At 44.0% G+C, this 17,205-nt stretch carries 12 protein-coding genes; 8 read left to right on the top strand and 4 right to left on the bottom strand.

The window, feature by feature from the left end:
• Window positions 1-45: 45 nt before the first annotated feature.
• Together A3756_RS04535 and gloB are read right to left on the bottom strand one after the other, a co-directional pair.
• Entirely contained in the window at window positions 46-2,022 is a 1,977-nt protein-coding gene (locus A3756_RS04535) for a LysM peptidoglycan-binding domain-containing protein (RefSeq protein ID WP_197481163.1), read from the bottom strand.
• 199 nt (window positions 2,023-2,221) lie between these two features.
• Window positions 2,222-2,992: a hydroxyacylglutathione hydrolase gene (gloB, locus tag A3756_RS04530; RefSeq protein WP_068552991.1), complete on the bottom strand. Its 771-nt coding sequence runs from the start codon at window positions 2,990-2,992 to the stop codon at window positions 2,222-2,224.
• Window positions 2,993-3,104: 112 nt separating this feature from the next.
• On the opposite strand from gloB, the gene A3756_RS04525 reads away from it, so the two are divergent.
• The 5 genes from A3756_RS04525 (at window position 3,105) to A3756_RS04505 (ending at window position 7,712) form a co-directional block, all read left to right on the top strand.
• Window positions 3,105-3,920 carry a class I SAM-dependent methyltransferase gene (locus tag A3756_RS04525; RefSeq protein ID WP_068552990.1) on the top strand — a complete coding sequence of 272 codons (816 nt, stop codon included), beginning with the start codon at window positions 3,105-3,107 and terminating at the stop codon, window positions 3,918-3,920.
• Complete coding sequence (gene rnhA / locus A3756_RS04520; RefSeq protein ID WP_068510651.1) at window positions 3,917-4,393, top strand: ribonuclease HI; 477 nt, start codon at window positions 3,917-3,919, stop codon at window positions 4,391-4,393. Before A3756_RS04525 ends, rnhA begins: the two co-directional genes overlap by 4 nt.
• A complete protein-coding gene (dnaQ, locus tag A3756_RS04515; RefSeq protein ID WP_068509354.1) occupies window positions 4,390-5,088 on the top strand; it encodes a DNA polymerase III subunit epsilon in 699 nt (232 codons plus the stop codon). The genes rnhA and dnaQ overlap by 4 nt, the downstream gene beginning before the upstream one ends.
• 232 nt (window positions 5,089-5,320) lie before the next feature.
• Window positions 5,321-7,018 (top strand): hypothetical protein, encoded by a 1,698-nt coding sequence (locus A3756_RS04510; protein ID WP_068552989.1) that lies wholly within the window; start codon window positions 5,321-5,323, stop codon window positions 7,016-7,018.
• A gap of 25 nt (window positions 7,019-7,043) precedes the next feature.
• On the top strand, window positions 7,044-7,712 hold the full coding sequence (locus A3756_RS04505) for a hypothetical protein (RefSeq protein WP_068508922.1): 669 nt from the start codon (window positions 7,044-7,046) through the stop codon (window positions 7,710-7,712).
• Window positions 7,713-7,715: 3 nt separating this feature from the next.
• Here the strand turns inward: A3756_RS04505 and A3756_RS04500 are convergent, their stop codons facing one another.
• The gene (locus tag A3756_RS04500; RefSeq protein WP_068510646.1) at window positions 7,716-8,678 is read right to left on the bottom strand and encodes a YheT family hydrolase; all 963 of its coding nucleotides are present in this window, start codon (window positions 8,676-8,678) and stop codon (window positions 7,716-7,718) included.
• A 449-nt stretch (window positions 8,679-9,127) separates the two neighbouring features.
• Between A3756_RS04500 and A3756_RS04495 the strand changes: the two genes are divergently transcribed.
• Complete coding sequence (locus tag A3756_RS04495) at window positions 9,128-10,168, top strand: alpha/beta hydrolase (protein ID WP_068507260.1); 1,041 nt, start codon at window positions 9,128-9,130, stop codon at window positions 10,166-10,168.
• Between the two features lie 100 nt (window positions 10,169-10,268).
• Here the strand turns inward: A3756_RS04495 and serA are convergent, their stop codons facing one another.
• A complete protein-coding gene (gene serA / locus A3756_RS04490) occupies window positions 10,269-11,498 on the bottom strand; it encodes a phosphoglycerate dehydrogenase (RefSeq protein WP_068507262.1) in 1,230 nt (409 codons plus the stop codon).
• 275 nt (window positions 11,499-11,773) lie between these two features.
• On the opposite strand from serA, the gene A3756_RS04485 reads away from it, so the two are divergent.
• Together A3756_RS04485 and A3756_RS04480 are read left to right on the top strand one after the other, a co-directional pair.
• A complete protein-coding gene (locus tag A3756_RS04485; protein WP_068510644.1) occupies window positions 11,774-13,171 on the top strand; it encodes an FAD-binding oxidoreductase in 1,398 nt (465 codons plus the stop codon).
• A gap of 20 nt (window positions 13,172-13,191) precedes the next feature.
• Window positions 13,192-17,169 carry an FG-GAP-like repeat-containing protein gene (locus A3756_RS04480; protein ID WP_068552988.1) on the top strand — a complete coding sequence of 1,326 codons (3,978 nt, stop codon included), beginning with the start codon at window positions 13,192-13,194 and terminating at the stop codon, window positions 17,167-17,169.
• Window positions 17,170-17,205: the final 36 nt, after the last annotated feature.

Raw genomic sequence — 17,205 nt, 5'->3', positions numbered from 1 at the left:
GGTGGCTTCCTAGGTTAAAATAAATTCTAGCCTCGGTAACGGGGCCTAAGTAGCTGTTATGTCTACGTAGATGGTTAGCTTCTGTCCTGGCTGTAGATATTTTTTCTTGTTTAGCTTGTTCCAGCTTACTAGGTCATTAATCGTTACGCTGAACTTACTTGCGATGCGAGCGAGCGAGTCACCTTTTCTTACTCGATAGCCAATCTTTCTGATCATTTGCCTTTTATCTCTAAAAGACGGTAGCGGCATGCTTGCTTTACCTACATCCTTAAGTGACCAGATAATTAATTCCTGACCTGGCTTAATCGGGTCAGTGGGTGCCATGCCGTTCCACTTGGCTAGAGAGCGAACGCCTACTTTGTGAGCTCTGGAAATATCCCACATGGTATCTCCAGAGCGTACTTTATAACGTAGTTTCTTGCTGCCTTGGCTTCCGGATATTTTGTCTTGCTTGCGCTTGAGTCGATTATGCTGGCTTAAGTTGTAATAAGCTTTACCTTCAGATGCAACAGGGATAAGTAATTTTTGTTTCTCTCTGATCGTGTTAGAGCGCAGCTGATTGACTTGCTTAATCAAGGTTGGAGTTGTGTTGAATTTCTTTGCTATGCGAATTAAGGAGTCACCGCGTTTTATACTGTAGCGAGTCCAGTTGAGCCTCTTTTCTGGAGGTAGCTCAGTCAGCGCGGCTTTAAACTGTTTGGCGCTCTCAATAGGTACCAATAAACGATGAGGCCCCATGGGGGCGCTAGCCCACTGATTGAATCCTGGGTTGAGTTTATATATTTCCTTTATATCGATGCCGGCCAGGGTAGCTGCCTGGGCAAGATCGATCTGCCCGCCAGTTTGAACTGTCTCAAAGTACGGTTTATCAGCGATTTTCGGGAATTGAATGTTGTATTTTTCAGGCGACTTTACAATCTTGGCAAGAGCAAGCAGTTTAGGGACGTAAGCGCGGGTTTCTCTTGGAAGCTTCAAAGACCAGAAGTCTTGGGGTTTTCCTAGTTTTTTATTGCGCTTTATCGCCTTACTAACGCGGCCTGAACCAGAGTTGTAAGATGCAAGAGCATGGAGCCAGTTGCCGTCAAATCGTCTACTTAAGTAACTCAGGTATTCGAGAGCTCCTTGAGTCGATGCTAATACGTCACGTCGTCCATCGTACCACCAGTTTTGATGCAAACCATAAATCTTCCCGGTACCTGGAATAAACTGCCATAAGCCTGAAGCACGGCCATGACTGTATGCGAAAGGATCGTAGGCACTCTCGACAAAAGGTAGTAGTGCTAGTTCCATCGGTAGTTTACGTTTCTTAACTTCTTGCACCACATGGTGAAGATAGCGTGAAGAGCGCTTAAAGGTTCGGTCTAGATAATTGGGGTTGTTTACGTACCAGCGTAACTGGCTTTGAATGCGCTTGTTGTCAAGAGTCAGGTCGAGTGTAAAGTGCTTTCGAATATCGTCAAGCAGGTCGCCTTGGTCAGGGTTATGGCTAGGTCTATCACGAAGAAGCTGAAGCTCCTGATTGACTTTCTGTTCCAGCTCATCAGTTGGAGTGATAAAACCGTATTGCTCGTAGTTACGATTCTGCTGTTTGTTATGTTCGGCAGATGCGCTGTCGATAAGCTTATTATTCAGAGCAAAACTACTGAATAGATCTTCATCTGGGCTGCTCAAAAGGCCGCTAACGAAAAACTTTTCTTTTGGCTCCACCGTTTCGTCAAATATTTGAGAGATTAAATAGGGTGGTGCTGTTAGTGCTTCGTTGTCGGAATTACTAGCTGGTGTCGTACTGGTGTGCTCTGGGGAGGGTTGGAGCTTTGCTTTACTAGCAGTTGACGCTTGCTTAATGCCACTTTCTTGAGTATTTGAGATTTGTTCGCTTACTTGAGTGTTTTCCTTGCTCTCAATGTCGGGGGTAGGTTCGCTTTTGTTTGATGTTGTGTTGCTGGAAACTGACGGCACCGAGCTAGGGGGGGCAAGCTGTCCGCGCGACGAATCAAAGCTCGCGCAAGCGTTAATAAGCAAAAGTAGAACTATAAGAGGAAAATGACGCATATCGATTGGGTGGCTATTTTACTGCTGCGAGAAAAGGAACACATTTTGTTAGGCGTTAAGCAAGTTTTCCCGCCCAGTCTATGAAGTAGGGGCTTTAGGGTCAACTGCTTGGAGCTAAATAATTAGTAACAAATTTAACTCTGTAAGTGCTAACCCGTTGTTACTATGGTCAGAACTGATCTTTCGCGAGCCTTGTTGCGGCAAAAATATCTGGCTCACAGCTATTCGTATTGGGGAATAGTTGTTTAACATTCGAAGCTAAGGCTGGATCGTTGCTTCTAAAAAACGGGTTTATCTCCAGTTCTGTTTTTAGTGTGGAGGGGATAGTGGATAAGCCACGCTTACGCAAATCGGTGGCTTCTACTAAGTAGTTTTGTAGTGCCTGGTTGTCTGGCATTAGACTCAGTGCAAAATCTAGATTGGATAATGTATATTCGTGTGCACAGAAGATGCGTGTCGTCTTCGGTAGTAAGCGGATTTTTCCAAGCGAGTTATACATTTGTTCAGCACTGCCTTCGAATAAGCGACCGCAACCACCTGAGAATAGTGTGTCCCCACAAAACAATGCGTCTAGTTGTTCGCAATAGTAGGCATTATGATCAAGCGTATGACCCGGAACGTCGAGGCTTTTGAATTGTAAGCCAAGTAAGCTGATCGCTTCGCCTTCAGACAGTTGCTCATCGATACCTTCAACTTTTGAGTGAGATGAGCCGAAGCTTTTACAGTCATATTGATCTTTAAGTTTTGCCAAGCCTCCCGTGTGATCAGGGTGGTGGTGAGTGATAAGAATTGCTACTAGGTCTAGCCCTTGTGAATTCAAATAATCTTGAGTGTCACTAAATGAGCCAGGATCAACAACGACAGCCTGCATGCTCGCGTCATCATATATACACCAGATATAATTGTCTGAAAAAGCAGGTATGCCATGAACTTTTATCATATGATAACTCTCACTTAGGTTGATTTGTCATAGCTTAGAATGAATACTGGGTAAATTAAAGCTACTTTAGATAGAGTCTGCTTTGTTGCGAGCACGCTGCGGGAGCTTTGCGATGTCAGGGTTACAAGATTTGGATAAAAATGCACAGGCTAACAGTTCTAAACAACAGCAACTGGAACAGTGGTTTCAGAGTGCTTTAGGACGTAGTTTATTAGCTGACCAACGGCGTAATATAGCAAATAAAATACATCGCTTGTTTGGCTATCACCAGGCTGAGATAGGTGTCTCGCATAGGGTGCCAGTAGGTAACCCAAGTAGCTTGGGGCATAAATTTTATGTGTTGCCAGAGTGGGAACCGGACTTACCTGAAAACTCTATTATTTCTTCTTCTGAGGAATTGGCATTAGAAAGCGAAACCCAAGATGTTGTTATCTTGCACCATGCACTAGATTTTTCCAGTGCGCCTCATCAAACCCTGCGAGAGGCAGCCAGGGTGCTCAAGTCTTCTGGTACGATGGTGATAGTTGGGTTTAACCCTCTCAGTACTTGGGGAGTGAGGAGGTTGTTAGGGAGGTCGCAGCAAGCACCCTGGAATAGTTGTTTTATTGGTGGTAAGCGAATCGAAGATTGGTTGAATTTGCTCGATTTTAGGGTGGGAACTACTAAATACCATTACTACGGCCTGCCTTTTAATAATGCAGGTTTATTTAGGCGTTTTTTGTGGCTCGATAAAGTGCTCAATACAAAAGTCCCCCTAGGCGCATACTATTTGATATCGGCACAAAAACAGGTCGGTTCACGAATCAATTCCTACTCAAAATGGCGTCGAGGTGCAAAGGTCGTAGGAATGCCTTTGGCAAGCTCACGGCACACTCGGGTTTTGGAACAAGACTTTTCAGTTTATAACGAGAAAGATAAAGAAGAATGATAGAGATTTATACCGATGGAGCCTGTAAAGGCAACCCTGGACCGGGAGGTTGGGGAGCATTATTAACAAGCGGGAAGCATCAGAAAAAGATTTATGGTGGTGAGCTTGATACAACCAACAATAGAATGGAGCTGCTTGCTGCAATTCGGGCGCTCGAAAGCTTAAAGAAACCTAGTGTTGTTCACTTACATACCGACTCCCAATATATGCGCAAAGGGATGCTTGAGTGGATAAAAGGTTGGAAGAAAAATGGCTGGAAAACTGCAGCCAAAAAGCCAGTAAAGAATGTTGAGCTATGGAAAGCGTTGGATGAGCAAGTCGCAACACATGAGGTAAAATGGTTTTGGGTGAAAGGTCATAGTGGTGATCCAGGTAATGAAATGGCTGACCAGCTTGCCAATCTCGGAGTTGACTCGGTTATTCGAAAAGACAGTATTGGTAAGGTTCATGTGATTGATGGAGTTGAAGGGTGAGGCAGGTCGTACTTGATACAGAAACCACCGGTATAAATCCTCAGCTTGGCCACAGGATAATCGAGATTGGTTGTGTCGAACTGATTGACCGTAAGCTGACAGGAAATCACTACCATGTGTATATCAATCCAGAGCGGGTCGTAGAGCAAGAAGCGATAGATGTCCACGGAATAACGAATGAGTTTCTAGCTGATAAGCCTTTGTTTGCTGATATTGCCCAAGAATTTCTTGAGTATATAAAAGGTTCTGAACTGGTTATCCATAATGCGGCGTTTGACGTTGGCTTTATCAACTACGAATTTAACCTTTTGGTCAACAAGATCCCTCCGGTAGAAAATTACTGTGGTGTATTAGATACACTAGCCATGGCGCGAGAGAAGCATCCGGGGCAAAAGAACAATCTGGATGCTTTATGTAAACGCTACGGTATCAATAATAGTCACCGTGAACTGCACGGGGCTTTATTGGATTCCGAAATACTCGCTGATGTTTATTTATTACTAAGTGGTGGGCAGACTAGCTTGTTGCTAGATAAGGAAAAGACAGATGAAGGTGGCGCCGGAGGTATTCGAAGGTTACCCGGTACACGCAAGCCTCTACCTGTTCTGGCTGCCAATACAGAGGAAGCTGCGTCTCATGAAAAATACCTCGAATCACTTAGAAAGAAATCAGACCAGGTGATTTGGGACTTATAAGTGTTTCATAAGTAGCAGAGCTAGTCTTTGCTAATTACGAAAACACACAGTGCTAAACTTGTTAAGCGTCGGAATTGTGATATAAATTAATAACCAACGATATTTTTTTAAATTGATTTAGAGCATGTTCTGACCATTAACTGAGACGTTATTTGGTTAGAAGTATTAATGCAAGAATTAAAGCGGTTTTATTTTGAAACTTGATAATTACTCTTTGGACCGGAATTAGCTTATGGCCTTGTCATCTACGAGTCTAAGTTCTATTGAACTGGTTCAGCCGGAAATTGAAGCAACAATTCAACACGCAGAGCAAAGCCTGGAACGATTTCAGGAAAATCGCGACAGTGGAGAAGATCTTCAGAACTGCATCGATTACTTGAACCAATTGCGCGGTATCTTTGTGCTGGTAGAGGTACAGGGCTGCGTGCTGCTATGTCAGGAATCTGTTGCCTTAGCGAATGAAGTGCCTGTTGGTGCAAATGACGACAAAAATGGCCTGTTAACAAACCTAAGTAATGCTATTTTTATCTTGCGCCGTTATACCGAATATTTTTGTCAGAAGAAGCTTGATCATCCAGAGCTTCTTTTGCCGATTATCAATGAGCTTCGAATAGCCAGAAAAACCAAACCCTTTCCAGAGTCACACTTTTTTGACTTACCCAGCGATAGGGCATTTGACCCGAGCACTATATTTGGCCTATCGAGTAGTAATAAACTTGGTGACTTTGAACACCACGCTAAGCGCTTCAGGCATATGTATCAGGTTGGTTTGCTTGACATATTGCGTGACCGAAACAAGCAAATAGCGTTGCGGCTAATCTCTCGTGCCTCCAAAGGTGCAATGAAACTATGTGCTGGTGAGCCATTGGCGCAATTTTGGGCCTTAGTGAATATTGTCGCAGACACCTTGCTTGAACAAGATATGAGTACTCATGACCTTCGCAAGCGCTTGTTTATGAAGGTTGAAAAGTACCTTCGTGAGATGGCATTGGTTGGAACTGTGGTGACCAGTAAATCGGCACCGGAGTCTTTGCATAAAGAGCTTATCTACTTGTTAGCAATTAGTGGTTCTTATTCTCAGCAAGTGAATGCAGTACTGGAAGGCTACAAAGTTTCCCTATTGGATTTTGATGAAAAGTCTTTATCGGCAGAAAGCAAGCGGTTGTTTGGCCCGGGTGCAGATGTTCTTAAGTCTTTGTCCAATGCATTGCAAGAAGAGCTAATTCAGCTTAAAGAAAAATTAGATATTCTTGAGCGTGGTGATGCGCCAAGCGATGAGGATATGCAGTTTATAGTGGGTGTCTTTGAACGCCTGAGCAGCACCTTGTCTATGCTCGACCTGAAGAAAATTAGCCTAGCTTGTGATCAGCAGATCGAAGCAATCAAAACTTGGCAAGGCACAGGGACGGATGTTGCCGAACAGGATTTATTTGCTGTAGCTGACGCTGTGTTAGGTATTGAGCAGGCGATTAAGCGCTTTGAAGAAACGGGTATTCAGGGTGAAGTAGAGTTGCAGTCGGCCCATAAAGATGGCGAAACGCCATATTTGAGCGAAGCGACTATCGTTGTTATTGATGAGTCAAAGTCCGGGCTAGGCTTGGCTAAACGATCAATTAGCTCCTACGTTGAATCCCAGGGTGATAAGCTTCACCTGGCAACAGTCTATACTGTCATGGACAGTATCCGTGGTGCAATGAGCATCATTGGTGAGGAGAGGTTAACGTCCTTGTTATTGAAGTGCATGTCCTGTATTCAACAGGAGTTGGTTGACGGTGATACGATGCCTGACCAGACTTTGTTAGAAACTCTGGCTGATGCACTGACTTCATTGGAATACTACATTGAGAGTATGACCAAGGCACAAACCCAGAATGATGCTTTGTTAAAGTTGTCAGAAGAAAGTCTGGCTTCAATTGGGTATGGTACTTAAGCTTATACAAGGGTAGGAGGTAATTATGTTCTTGCCCGTCTTGTCTATTGCTATTCTCGGCGCTCTGCTAATTGTTATTTCTTTCAAGTACCTGTTCCTTCGTACATGGTTCAAGGCATGGCTAAAAGCTACGCTTGCTATTCTAGCTATACTCTCTGCAATGGCCCTTCTTTACAGTTCCTGGGATTTGTACAGTTTTAAAGCACAAACTTCTGCTCAAAAGATAGCAAGCGTTGAAACATTTAGACTTGGACCTCAACGATATAATTTGGTTTTAGAGCTAAACGAACAGCCTCCTCTGCACTTTGAAATAGAAGGGGATATGTGGCAGCTGGATGCTCGCTTGCTCGTCTGGGGAGATTTCTGGCGCTTTTTAGGGATGGAAGATGCATTTCGTTTTGACCGCTTATCTGGACGTTACCATTCAATAGATGATGAAAGAAATAAGCCCAGGACGCTGTTTAATCTTTGGCAGGCTGACAAGGGCTCAGAAAATACGCTGCCTGTGCTTAGAGATTTTAAGCAATGGCTAACTAGTTATAAGTGGCTGCCAGGGGCGAGCTTGGTTTACGGGAGTGGTACCTTTATTCCTATGAAAGACCGGGCTCGGTTTAGCGTTTATTTGAGTGAGGGTGGTTTGCAGGCTCGAGCGGAGAATGTTCAGGCACACGAGGCAATTGAGAGCTGGCTTTAAGCTTTAAAACCGGCTTAAGCGATTTAAGTATTCAATCGCACGTTCTTCTGACCAGTAGAGTCCTTCTTTGTTAAAGCCCATAAAGCCAACATGACCACCAAAACGTGGTGTTTCTAGCTCGAAGCAAGGGTTGCTCTTCGCTGCTTCATGTGGGAAACATTGCTTTGTGAGGAATGGGTCATCTAACGCGCTGATAAGTAGTGTTGGTGTATTTATCTGTTCTATATACCTGCTAGAACTCGATTTGTACCAGTATTCTTCTGCACTAGCAAAGCCGTTTAATGGTGCAGTGTAGCGCTGGTCAAAGTCGTAAAAGGTTTTCAGTTTTCTAAAACCTGTTAGGTCAACTTCTTGCGGGAAACGAAGCTTTTTTTCTTTAAGTTTTGCTTTAAGGCTGAACAGGAAATTTTTCATGTAAATTTTATTCTGTGGCAGCGCTAACTGTTTTGAGCTGCTAGTTAAATCACATGGAACAGAAAAGGTAACGGCGCCGCTGACTTCTTTGGGAACGTCTTCGGATTCGCGGCCAAGGTATAAAAGTGTCTTATTGCCACCAATGCTAAAGCCAACTAAGCAGACCTCTTCGTAACCTTGTGCTATGGCATGCTTAACAACGTATTGTAAGTCTCCTGTTTGACCGCTGTGGTATGACTGGAGCTTTCTGTTTGGTTCGCCACTGCATGAGCGGAAGTTCCAGGCAAGCACATCCCAGTTGTTCTGGAGCGCAATTTTCGCCATGCCGAGTATGTATGGACGTTTACTATGTCCTTCAAGGCCATGACTAAGCACCACAAGCCTTTTAAGAGGGCTTTGCTTGTTCTTGGCCCAATCCAGGTCGATAAAGTCTTGGTCGGGTGTTTCCAGGCGCTCACGAGTATAAAAGTCAGCTGATACCTTTCTGAAAACTGAAGGATAGACGCTCTGAAGGTGGCCATTTCTGGCCCACCAGGGAGGAAGGTATTCCATTTATTTATCACCCAGCAAAAAATATCTGGTGATTATGCGGCAAAACAGGCCGCTGTTAAATACTAAAAGTCGAGAAGCTGTTGAACGAGGAAGCCAAGCATGATGCCAGTGATGCTCATGGCCAATACGATGTCGATAAAGGTAAAAGGTTTACTTTCTTGTCTCATGATCTACTCTCTTCTTTATTTGCGACACTAATTACTCAGGTAATGAACCAGCAGCTAAGATAAGTTTGCTAGTTCACGGTAGGTCGCAATTTAAAATATCCTTGTAATGTCGTTGTGGTTATATTGTAACTAAATTATTGATGCTTTTTAGGGCTCTAATTTAAAACAATGTTAAATGTGAGTTTATGTATCTGAGCGTTTGTTAATTTTTAACAAAGCTAATAGAAACGTCTAATTGCGTCGTTTACATCTAGATACAAAGTAGTTAATTGAGGAAGTTGAATGAATTGGGATCGTGATCGCTTATTAATGGAGTTAGGTAAGTTTTCGTTTAAGTCGAAAGCTGCAGTTAAGGGGGAAATAGCGCATTACTATGACTTCTATGATATGGCTTTCTATCGTGAGTTCGACGGACTAGAGCAGCGTGCAGGTTGGCTTGATGCAAGTGACTTTCGTATCGTTATGCAAAGCTTTAAACCACTTGATGCTAAAGGTACCGTGTTTGTGTTTCATGGATACTTCGATCATGCCGGAATATATCATCACCTAATTCGCTTTTTAATAAAGTCGGGTTATGCGGTTGTTATCTATGATATGCCTGGACATGGATTATCAAGTGGCAAGCCTGCTTCAATTCAGTGTTTCCAGCAGTATCAAGAGGCGATCGATGCTTGTTTGGCGTCGTGTCGCGCTAATCTACCGCAACCATTCCACTGTGTTGGTCAGAGTACGGGCGGGGCAGTTTTGATTGACCGCTTAATGCATACTGAAACGCACGGTGAAGCTTTTGATAAGGTGGTTTTGCTCGCGCCGCTGGTGCGACCTAAAGGCTGGAGCTTTGTTAAAAAGGCTCACTCTTTGGTTAAACCGTTTTTCAAAGTGTGGCATCGCTCATTCTCACAAAATAGCGCGGATGTGAAATTCCTGAAGTTTCTGAAAGAACATGACCCCTTGCAGTCCAAGTGGTTGGCGGTTGACTGGATTAGTGCCTTACGCGATTGGGTTCCACGAATTGAAAGTGGTAAGAAGCTCAAACGAAAGGTATTGATTATTCAGGGCACTGACGACATGACAGTTGACTGGGAACACAATATCACGGTGCTAAAGAGAGTGTTTAGTGAGGTGAAAATAGCCTATCTAGAGGGTGCGCAGCATCATCTGGTAAATGAGTCGCTTCTCAAAAGGCAGAGCGTGTTTGACGCTTTGCTTAGTGAGTTTAATGCAAATTCCACGACGAGTATTGTTGAGGAAAAAAAGGCAGGCAAAAAAGTGACCAAGAAGGTAACTAAGGTTCGTAATAAAGGCTCAGCATCCAAGGCATAAGCGCTTTTCGTTAGAATTAAGTCTTAATTTAGAAGTAAAAAAGCCGCATTCAAATGAGATGCGGCTTTTTGCTTTTTGCTTTTTGCGGATCGAATTGTTTCTAGAACAGAACTCGACAACGAATCGTTCCGTTGACTGTTTTTAGCTTGTCTTTCGCTAGACCGCTGCACTCTTTATTAACATCAATTACAACATAACCCACGCCTTCGTTGGTTTGAAGGTATTGACCTAGAATGTTGATGTTGTTTTCAGATAGCACTTGGTTGATCTCGGACATAACACCCGGAATGTTCTCATGAATATGAAGAATTCTGTGGTTATCTGGGTGAGATGGTAGCGCAACCTCAGGGAAGTTAACCGAAGTGATAGAAGTACCAGTATCACTATAGGTAGCTAGCTTCTCACCAACTTCGAAACCAATGTTGGCTTGCGCTTCCATTGTGCTACCACCAACGTGAGGCGTTAGGATAACGTTATCAAACTCGCGAAGAGGAGAAATAAATTCTTCGTTGTTTGACTTAGGCTCTACAGGGAATACATCCACTGCGGCGCCCAATACTCGGCCAGACTTAAGTGCTTCACATAATGCGTCAATTACAACAACTGTTCCACGAGCTGCGTTAATGAAGATGCTGCCATCTTTCATTTGAGCAAACTGTTCTGGTCCCATCATGTCTTGTGTTGCACCGGTTTCAGGTACGTGCAGGCTGACAATATCAGACATGCCAAGCAAGTCTTCCATAGAATCAAGTTGCGTTGCATTACCCAAAGGAAGTTTGGTTACTACATCGTAGAAGTAGACCTTCATGCCCAATGATTCAGCAAGAACGCTCAACTGGCTGCCGATGCTGCCGTAGCCAACAATCCCGAGCTTTTTACCGCGAATTTCGTAGCTATTGGTAGCTGATTTTAGCCAGCCACCGCGGTGAGCAAGAGCATTCTTCTCAGGTACGCCACGAAGTAGTAGAATTGCTTCGGCAAGTACTAGTTCGGCAACACTTCGAGTATTTGAGTAAGGAGCGTTAAAAACAGCGATACCGTGTTTGGTAGCTGCTTTAAGGTCGACCTGATTGGTACCAATACAGAAACAACCAACTGCGATTAGCTTTTTAGCGGCTTGAAATACTTCCTCAGTCAATTGAGTGCGTGAACGAATACCGACGAAGTGAGCATCTGCGATCTTTTCGATCAACTCATCTTGAGCCAAAGAAGTTTTCAAATATTCAATGTTGGTATAACCTGCCTTTTTAAGTGTTTCCACAGCAGATTCATGTACACCTTCTAAAAGCAAAAACCTGATTTTACCTTTATCTAAAGACGTCGTAGTCATATTCGCAAAAAACCTTTTATCTAAGAATCAAAATACACTGTTAACAACAGATTATTTCAAGAATTTGTGTCTGGAAAAGCCGCGTATGATAACATATTCCGCTTTTTAGTCGTTCAAAATATTAAAACTCTTTTTAATTCTAGCTATATCAATTGTTTAGTTGCAATAGCTAGAATTAAATTTAACATTAAGCGCTGTTATTTCTTGCCTTTTAGCTAACTAGCCTTGGAAGTAAGAGTACAGTTATTAACAGATTTAGGTGGATTGATAAGCTTATGGCTTCGGAAACTCAGATAATTGATGCGTTAAAAGCAGTGGTAGAAGACGGGAAAGTTCGTACTGATGCGGAGACTCTAGAGTCTCATGGTAAGGATTGGACGAAAATATATGCGCCTAAGCCTCTAGCGATTGTATTCCCCAAAACAACTGAAGAAGTTCAGGCAATTGTTAAGCTAGCGAATGAGCACGAGTTTGCACTAGTACCTTCTGGCGGACGAACCGGTTTAAGTGCGGGGGCTGTGGCAAGCAATGGTGAAGTGGTCGTTTCTTTCGATTACATGAATCAGATCGTTGATTTCAGCGCCAGTGATCAGGCTGTACGTTGTCAGGCTGGTGTTGTTACACAGCAGTTGCAAAACTTCGCCGAAGAGAACGGTTTGTACTATCCGGTTGACTTTGCATCGGCCGGTTCTAGTCAGCTAGGAGGTAACCTATCGACTAATGCGGGCGGTATTAAAGTTATCAAATACGGCATGAGCCGTGATTGGGTCTTGGGTTTAACCGTGGTAACAGGTGCTGGCGAAATTCTTGAACTAAACCGAGACTTGTTGAAAAACAATACCGGATATGATTTGCGTCACTTGTTTATTGGTGCTGAAGGAACACTTGGTTTTATCACTGAAGCAACAATGAAACTAACGCGTCAACCGAACAATCTGACTGCTTTGGTTCTGGGTCTATCAGATATTGGTAACACCATGGATGTCTTGAAAGCATTCCAAGCAAAGCTGGACTTGACTGCCTATGAGTTTTTCTCGCACGAAGCGATGGGGCATGTCTTAGCGCACAACGATGTGCCTGCACCCTTTGAAACTGAAGCGCCTTTCTATGCATTGTTGGAGTTCGAATCGACGTCTGACCAGGTAATGGATGACGCAATGGCTTTATTTGAAACCTGTGTTGAAGAAGGGTGGGTTTTGGATGGTGTGATCAGCCAGAGTGAAACCCAGCTCAATAACTTATGGCGTTTGCGTGAAGGTATCTCAGAGTCGATTTCTGTGCGTACTCCGTACAAAAACGATATTTCGGTCGTGGTCTCTAAAGTTCCTGAGTTTCTAAATGAGATCAATTCAGTGGTGACTGAGCATTACCCGGATTTTGAAATTATCTGGTTTGGTCATATCGGTGATGGCAATCTGCATTTGAATATTCTTAAGCCTGAAGATTTAAGCAATGAAGAGTTCTTCTCGAAGTGCATTCAGGTAAATAAGTGGGTTTTTGATATTGTCGCAAAATACAATGGTAGTATCTCGGCAGAGCACGGCGTCGGAATGGTCAAGAAAGATTACCTGGGTTATTCGCGTTCGCCTGTTGAGATCGAAATGATGAAAGGCGTTAAGCGTGTCTTTGATCCAAAAGGCTTGATGAATCCTGGAAAGATTTTCGATCTGTAGCCTCTTTAATTAGATGGTGAATGTACGGTAATGAGAACAATATGCGGGTAGTCGATAAAAGGGGATTTCTTTGCTCTCTCATTCTGCTCGCCTTTATCTCATTGTTGTTCTTGTCCCAGTCGCGGCTTCCAGCGCTGGATGAAAAAGCTCAGATGGGCCAGCGCAACCATCTTAGTTCTCTCGCCTTTGATGTCATTTACCCGCTTAGTGCTGAGCAAGGGCATGCAGAGCGTATTCTCTATAGCTCGCTTAACTGGGCATATACCAACTGGCAAGGAATGACCTTTGGTTTTCTATTTGCTGCAGCTGTACTGACTTTAATATCTTTCCTTTCAATAAACTTGCCTAAAGTCGCAGATGGGCGAAATCCTTATAAACAAGCGTTTATTGGTGCCTTGCTCGGAACTCCTTTGGGTGTTTGCGCCAACTGTTCTACGCCCATTGCTTTTGGTTTATACCGGGGAGGCCTTCCTACTCCCACCGCTTTATCGATGCTGAGTAGTTCGCCAAGCTTTAATTTTATCGTGGTTGCGATGTCACTAAGCTTGCTGCCCATAGAGCTAGTTGCCATTAAGTACATCTTGATCGTATTTTTTGTCTTACTGGTAATTCCCTTTTTAAGTGCTCGTTTTCATGGCGAGGGTGGTAAGTTTAAAGGTAGTGGTATTGATCTCCCGCTAAATGCCTGTGCAATTACGCAACAAACTAGGGGGCTTCAGTTTGTCTTTGAATTTACCAAAGCATATTTGGGGCATTTAGGGTTTATCTTAAAAGGGGCGCTGCCTCTTANGCTTTTAGCTGGGGGGCTTGCTGCGCTTGTAGCAGAATTTGTTTCACTAGATAACTTAAATGGGTCGTGGACCTTAATAATACTAATTGTGGTGGCCTTGTGCGCTGCTTTTTTTCCGGTTCCTATTGCCTTCGATGTTGTGATCTCAGTTGGCTTGTTGGCAGCGGGGGTTGATATTGCCTATGTTGGCGCAGCCTTTTTTGCTTTAGGCGTTTTTAGTATTTATCCCGCGACGATGGTTGCACGAGATATCTCTCTGAAATTGAGCCTTGCCTTATTATTGAGTGTGTCTGTTTTAGCGTTACTGGCTGGTCTGACCGTCAGCGCATATACCGAGCAATCACAGGGCGCTAAGTTGCTATCGGTAACAGAAAAACTATCTCAGCTAGCGATGACTAATGATGCGGCTGAAAAGGAAGCAATAGAGCTTCACGGTTTACCGGAATATTCGGCACGCCCCCTGATGCGAAAAGCTGCCCGTGCCTGCCATGTTCTTGGTGAGTCTCGTCAGTATGACTGCTTTGAACGCTTCGTTGTTGAGCTATTATCGAAGCAATTTAGTGCGAGTGCCTGTGATTATCTGGAGGATGCAGCGAGCTATCGCCAGCGCTGTATGGAGGCATTTGATTATCTTAAAGTCAGGAAAGGCGCCTTAACAAACGAAAGTGTGGATCAGTGTAATAGTTTACCTACGCAATATAGGCAGCGCTGTCGTTATGACTATTTTTTCGAGAAGACACTTGAGCAACAAAGCTTATCGCCATGCTTGTCTTTAAATTCTCAAGAAGGTCAGCGCCAGTGTTTAGTTGAGAGCTTAGCGCTAAATACAGAACTTTATCCGGGCTATGCGCTATGCGCTTCACTTGAAGGTTCTGGAGCCGTAGAAGATTTGACGGCATTTTGCCTCAATGAACATAAGCTTATACGTCAGAATATATTGCTAGTACAGCAAGGAGACTTGAATGCTTGTTCAGGTTTGGAAAGCTCAGTCGCTGTGCAGCGATGTCAGGCGCTGCTAATCAATCACAAGCTAGAGCAGGGTGCTGATAAGTCATTCTGCACGCAGTTGAATGAGCCTGTTATTAAAGCGGCATGCGACGACTTTTCACGTTACTTTCAGGGCATCAATGTCGGTGATTCAGAAGCGTGCTCACTGATTAGTAATACAGCTCTTAAAGCACGATGTAACGAAGAGGCGATTCAAGCTTATTTAGCAGAGCTATTGTCAGATCTGAGCTATCAGTATTTAAATGAACAGCATGATCAGCTTGCGGGAGCGTTGCATAGTGAAGGTGAAGAGGTAGAGGCCTTACTAGCGAAAACCAAAGGGCTAGATTTAGTCGATACGCACCATTTTAAGTCGGAGCTTGGTCGGGACTTTGTGCTTAAGTCTTACGCTTTAAAAGGCCAAAATAGCGATGATTCTGTTGTTGGCTTTGAGCCGACTAAAGCCGCTTCTATTGGTCTGGAAAGTGCGCCTGCGATGAAAGCTGTCGAATTATTTGAGCCCTTCAGCTATGGCCGGGGTATTGCAACGGGGGATACGAACCAGGATCTATGGCCAGACCTGGCAATTGCTTATTCCGACCGCATACGACTTTATCAGAATATGGGGGGGCGCTTTGCTAAGCGAAAAACGCTAGAGTTTGGAAGTGAACTAAGCCCAGTATTGGTCAGTTTTGTTGATTTGGATGCAGATAGCTATCCTGACTTGTTTGTGTCGTTTTATGGTGCTGGTAATAGAATCTATTGGAACCAGGGCGGTAGCTTTGATCAAGGTCGCTATCAGGAGCTGATGCTTGAAAACAGTCAACTAGTGATGTCAGCGGCATTTCAGGATGTTGATCAGGATGGTGATGTTGATATGGCTTTGGGTAGCTGGTTTGCTGGCGACTTAAGACATTTTAATCCGCACCGTTCCCAAAATTATTATATTGAGAATGCGGCCATCAAGAAGCATTCATCCAATAATACTCGCCGAGATTTTAAGCCACATGCATTACCTGGAGCGCAAGGGGAGACCTTGTCAGTACTTTTCTCGGATATTGATCGAGATGGTAAGCCGGAGTTGCTCGTGGGAAATGATATGGATGCCCCCGATATTATATATCGCTGGAAATCGGGGCGTTTCCAAGTAGCTAAAGCCGATAGTAACCTGCCAGCTTACAGTGCATTTAACACGATGAGTATCGCCAGTGGCGACCTCAATCGAGACCAGCTAATTGATTACTTTAGTGTTGATATGTCTTTTGGCCAAGAGGGTGGTTTGGACTATTGTCAGCAGGCTGGCATTGCAGACTTACAGGCGTGTAGAGCTTTGCTTTCACTTGATCAGGCTGTCAAATCTGGGCAAGTTGGTATCTGTCAATATTTGGCTGAGAGCAAGAGAAAACAAGACTGTCTTCAGGCGCAGCTTATTCAACTGGCCAGGCAATCAAGGCAAGACGATATTTGTAGTCTCATGACTCAGGAAAACAAAGTGGCTGAGTCTTTATGCCGAGCTGCCAGTAAAGTAATTCCCCCAAAGCAAGCTATCAACTATTCACTATACCCTAAGGGTGTTCAGCGCAATGTCTTGTCTATGTCCTCGATGGGCGGCTGGCAAGAACTTGCTGAAGACTGGGCTGTATCAGAAAGTTATTGGAGTTGGCACAGCAAGATAGCAGACTTGAATAATGATGGCTGGAACGATATTTATGTTGGCAACGGTTATATGTTTGGTGGAGCAGGGCGGCGTACCCAGACCAATGTTTTGTATATGAATAAGCATGGCGAAGGAATGTACCGAGCAGAAGCGGAAATGGGCTTGGAAGATTATCTAAATACCCCGAGCTTTGTGACGGTTGATTTTGACCGGGATGGTGATCTCGATATCATCTCCCAACGAGTTGCTGCCGACCATGGCGTCTTCATCAATCAGACTCGAGAGCCGGGTATATTGATCGATCTAAGACTTAATGGGCAAACGGTATTGGGCTCCAGCGTGCAATTGCTCGGTCATTCTCTTGATGATGAAAGCACGGCGCAGTTATCTCAGCAAGTTCTTGGAGGTGGTTTTCTTAGTTTTGATGAGCCTCTTGCTCATTTTGGTATGGCAGAAAAACAAAGCTATCAGCAGCTTCAGATAAAGTGGCTCAGTGGTAGCAGAGAAAAACTAGATTTCCTCTTTCTCCCTGCGCGTTATTACCTAATCGAGTTTGATAAGTAGCGATTCTAGAACAGTCTATTCCGGTTGAGTGCATGA

The organism is Oleiphilus sp. HI0086, from assembly GCF_001635225.1.
Note: the sequence above shows the minus strand (reverse complement) of the source record. Positions and strands in the feature narration are given on the sequence as shown.

What these genes read in the sequence shown, in the direction of transcription:
- A3756_RS04500 (WP_068510646.1), bottom strand. Translation starts at nt 8,678, where the DNA reads ATGGAATACCTTCCTCCCTGGTGGGCCAGAAATGGCCACCTTCAGAGC.
- A3756_RS04525 (WP_068552990.1), top strand. Translation starts at nt 3,105, where the DNA reads ATGTCAGGGTTACAAGATTTGGATAAAAATGCACAGGCTAACAGTTCT.
- A3756_RS04495 (WP_068507260.1), top strand. Translation starts at nt 9,128, where the DNA reads ATGAATTGGGATCGTGATCGCTTATTAATGGAGTTAGGTAAGTTTTCG.
- A3756_RS04485 (WP_068510644.1), top strand. Translation starts at nt 11,774, where the DNA reads ATGGCTTCGGAAACTCAGATAATTGATGCGTTAAAAGCAGTGGTAGAA.
- rnhA (WP_068510651.1), top strand. Translation starts at nt 3,917, where the DNA reads ATGATAGAGATTTATACCGATGGAGCCTGTAAAGGCAACCCTGGACCG.
- gloB (WP_068552991.1), bottom strand. Translation starts at nt 2,992, where the DNA reads ATGATAAAAGTTCATGGCATACCTGCTTTTTCAGACAATTATATCTGG.
- A3756_RS04505 (WP_068508922.1), top strand. Translation starts at nt 7,044, where the DNA reads ATGTTCTTGCCCGTCTTGTCTATTGCTATTCTCGGCGCTCTGCTAATT.
- A3756_RS04510 (WP_068552989.1), top strand. Translation starts at nt 5,321, where the DNA reads ATGGCCTTGTCATCTACGAGTCTAAGTTCTATTGAACTGGTTCAGCCG.
- serA (WP_068507262.1), bottom strand. Translation starts at nt 11,498, where the DNA reads ATGACTACGACGTCTTTAGATAAAGGTAAAATCAGGTTTTTGCTTTTA.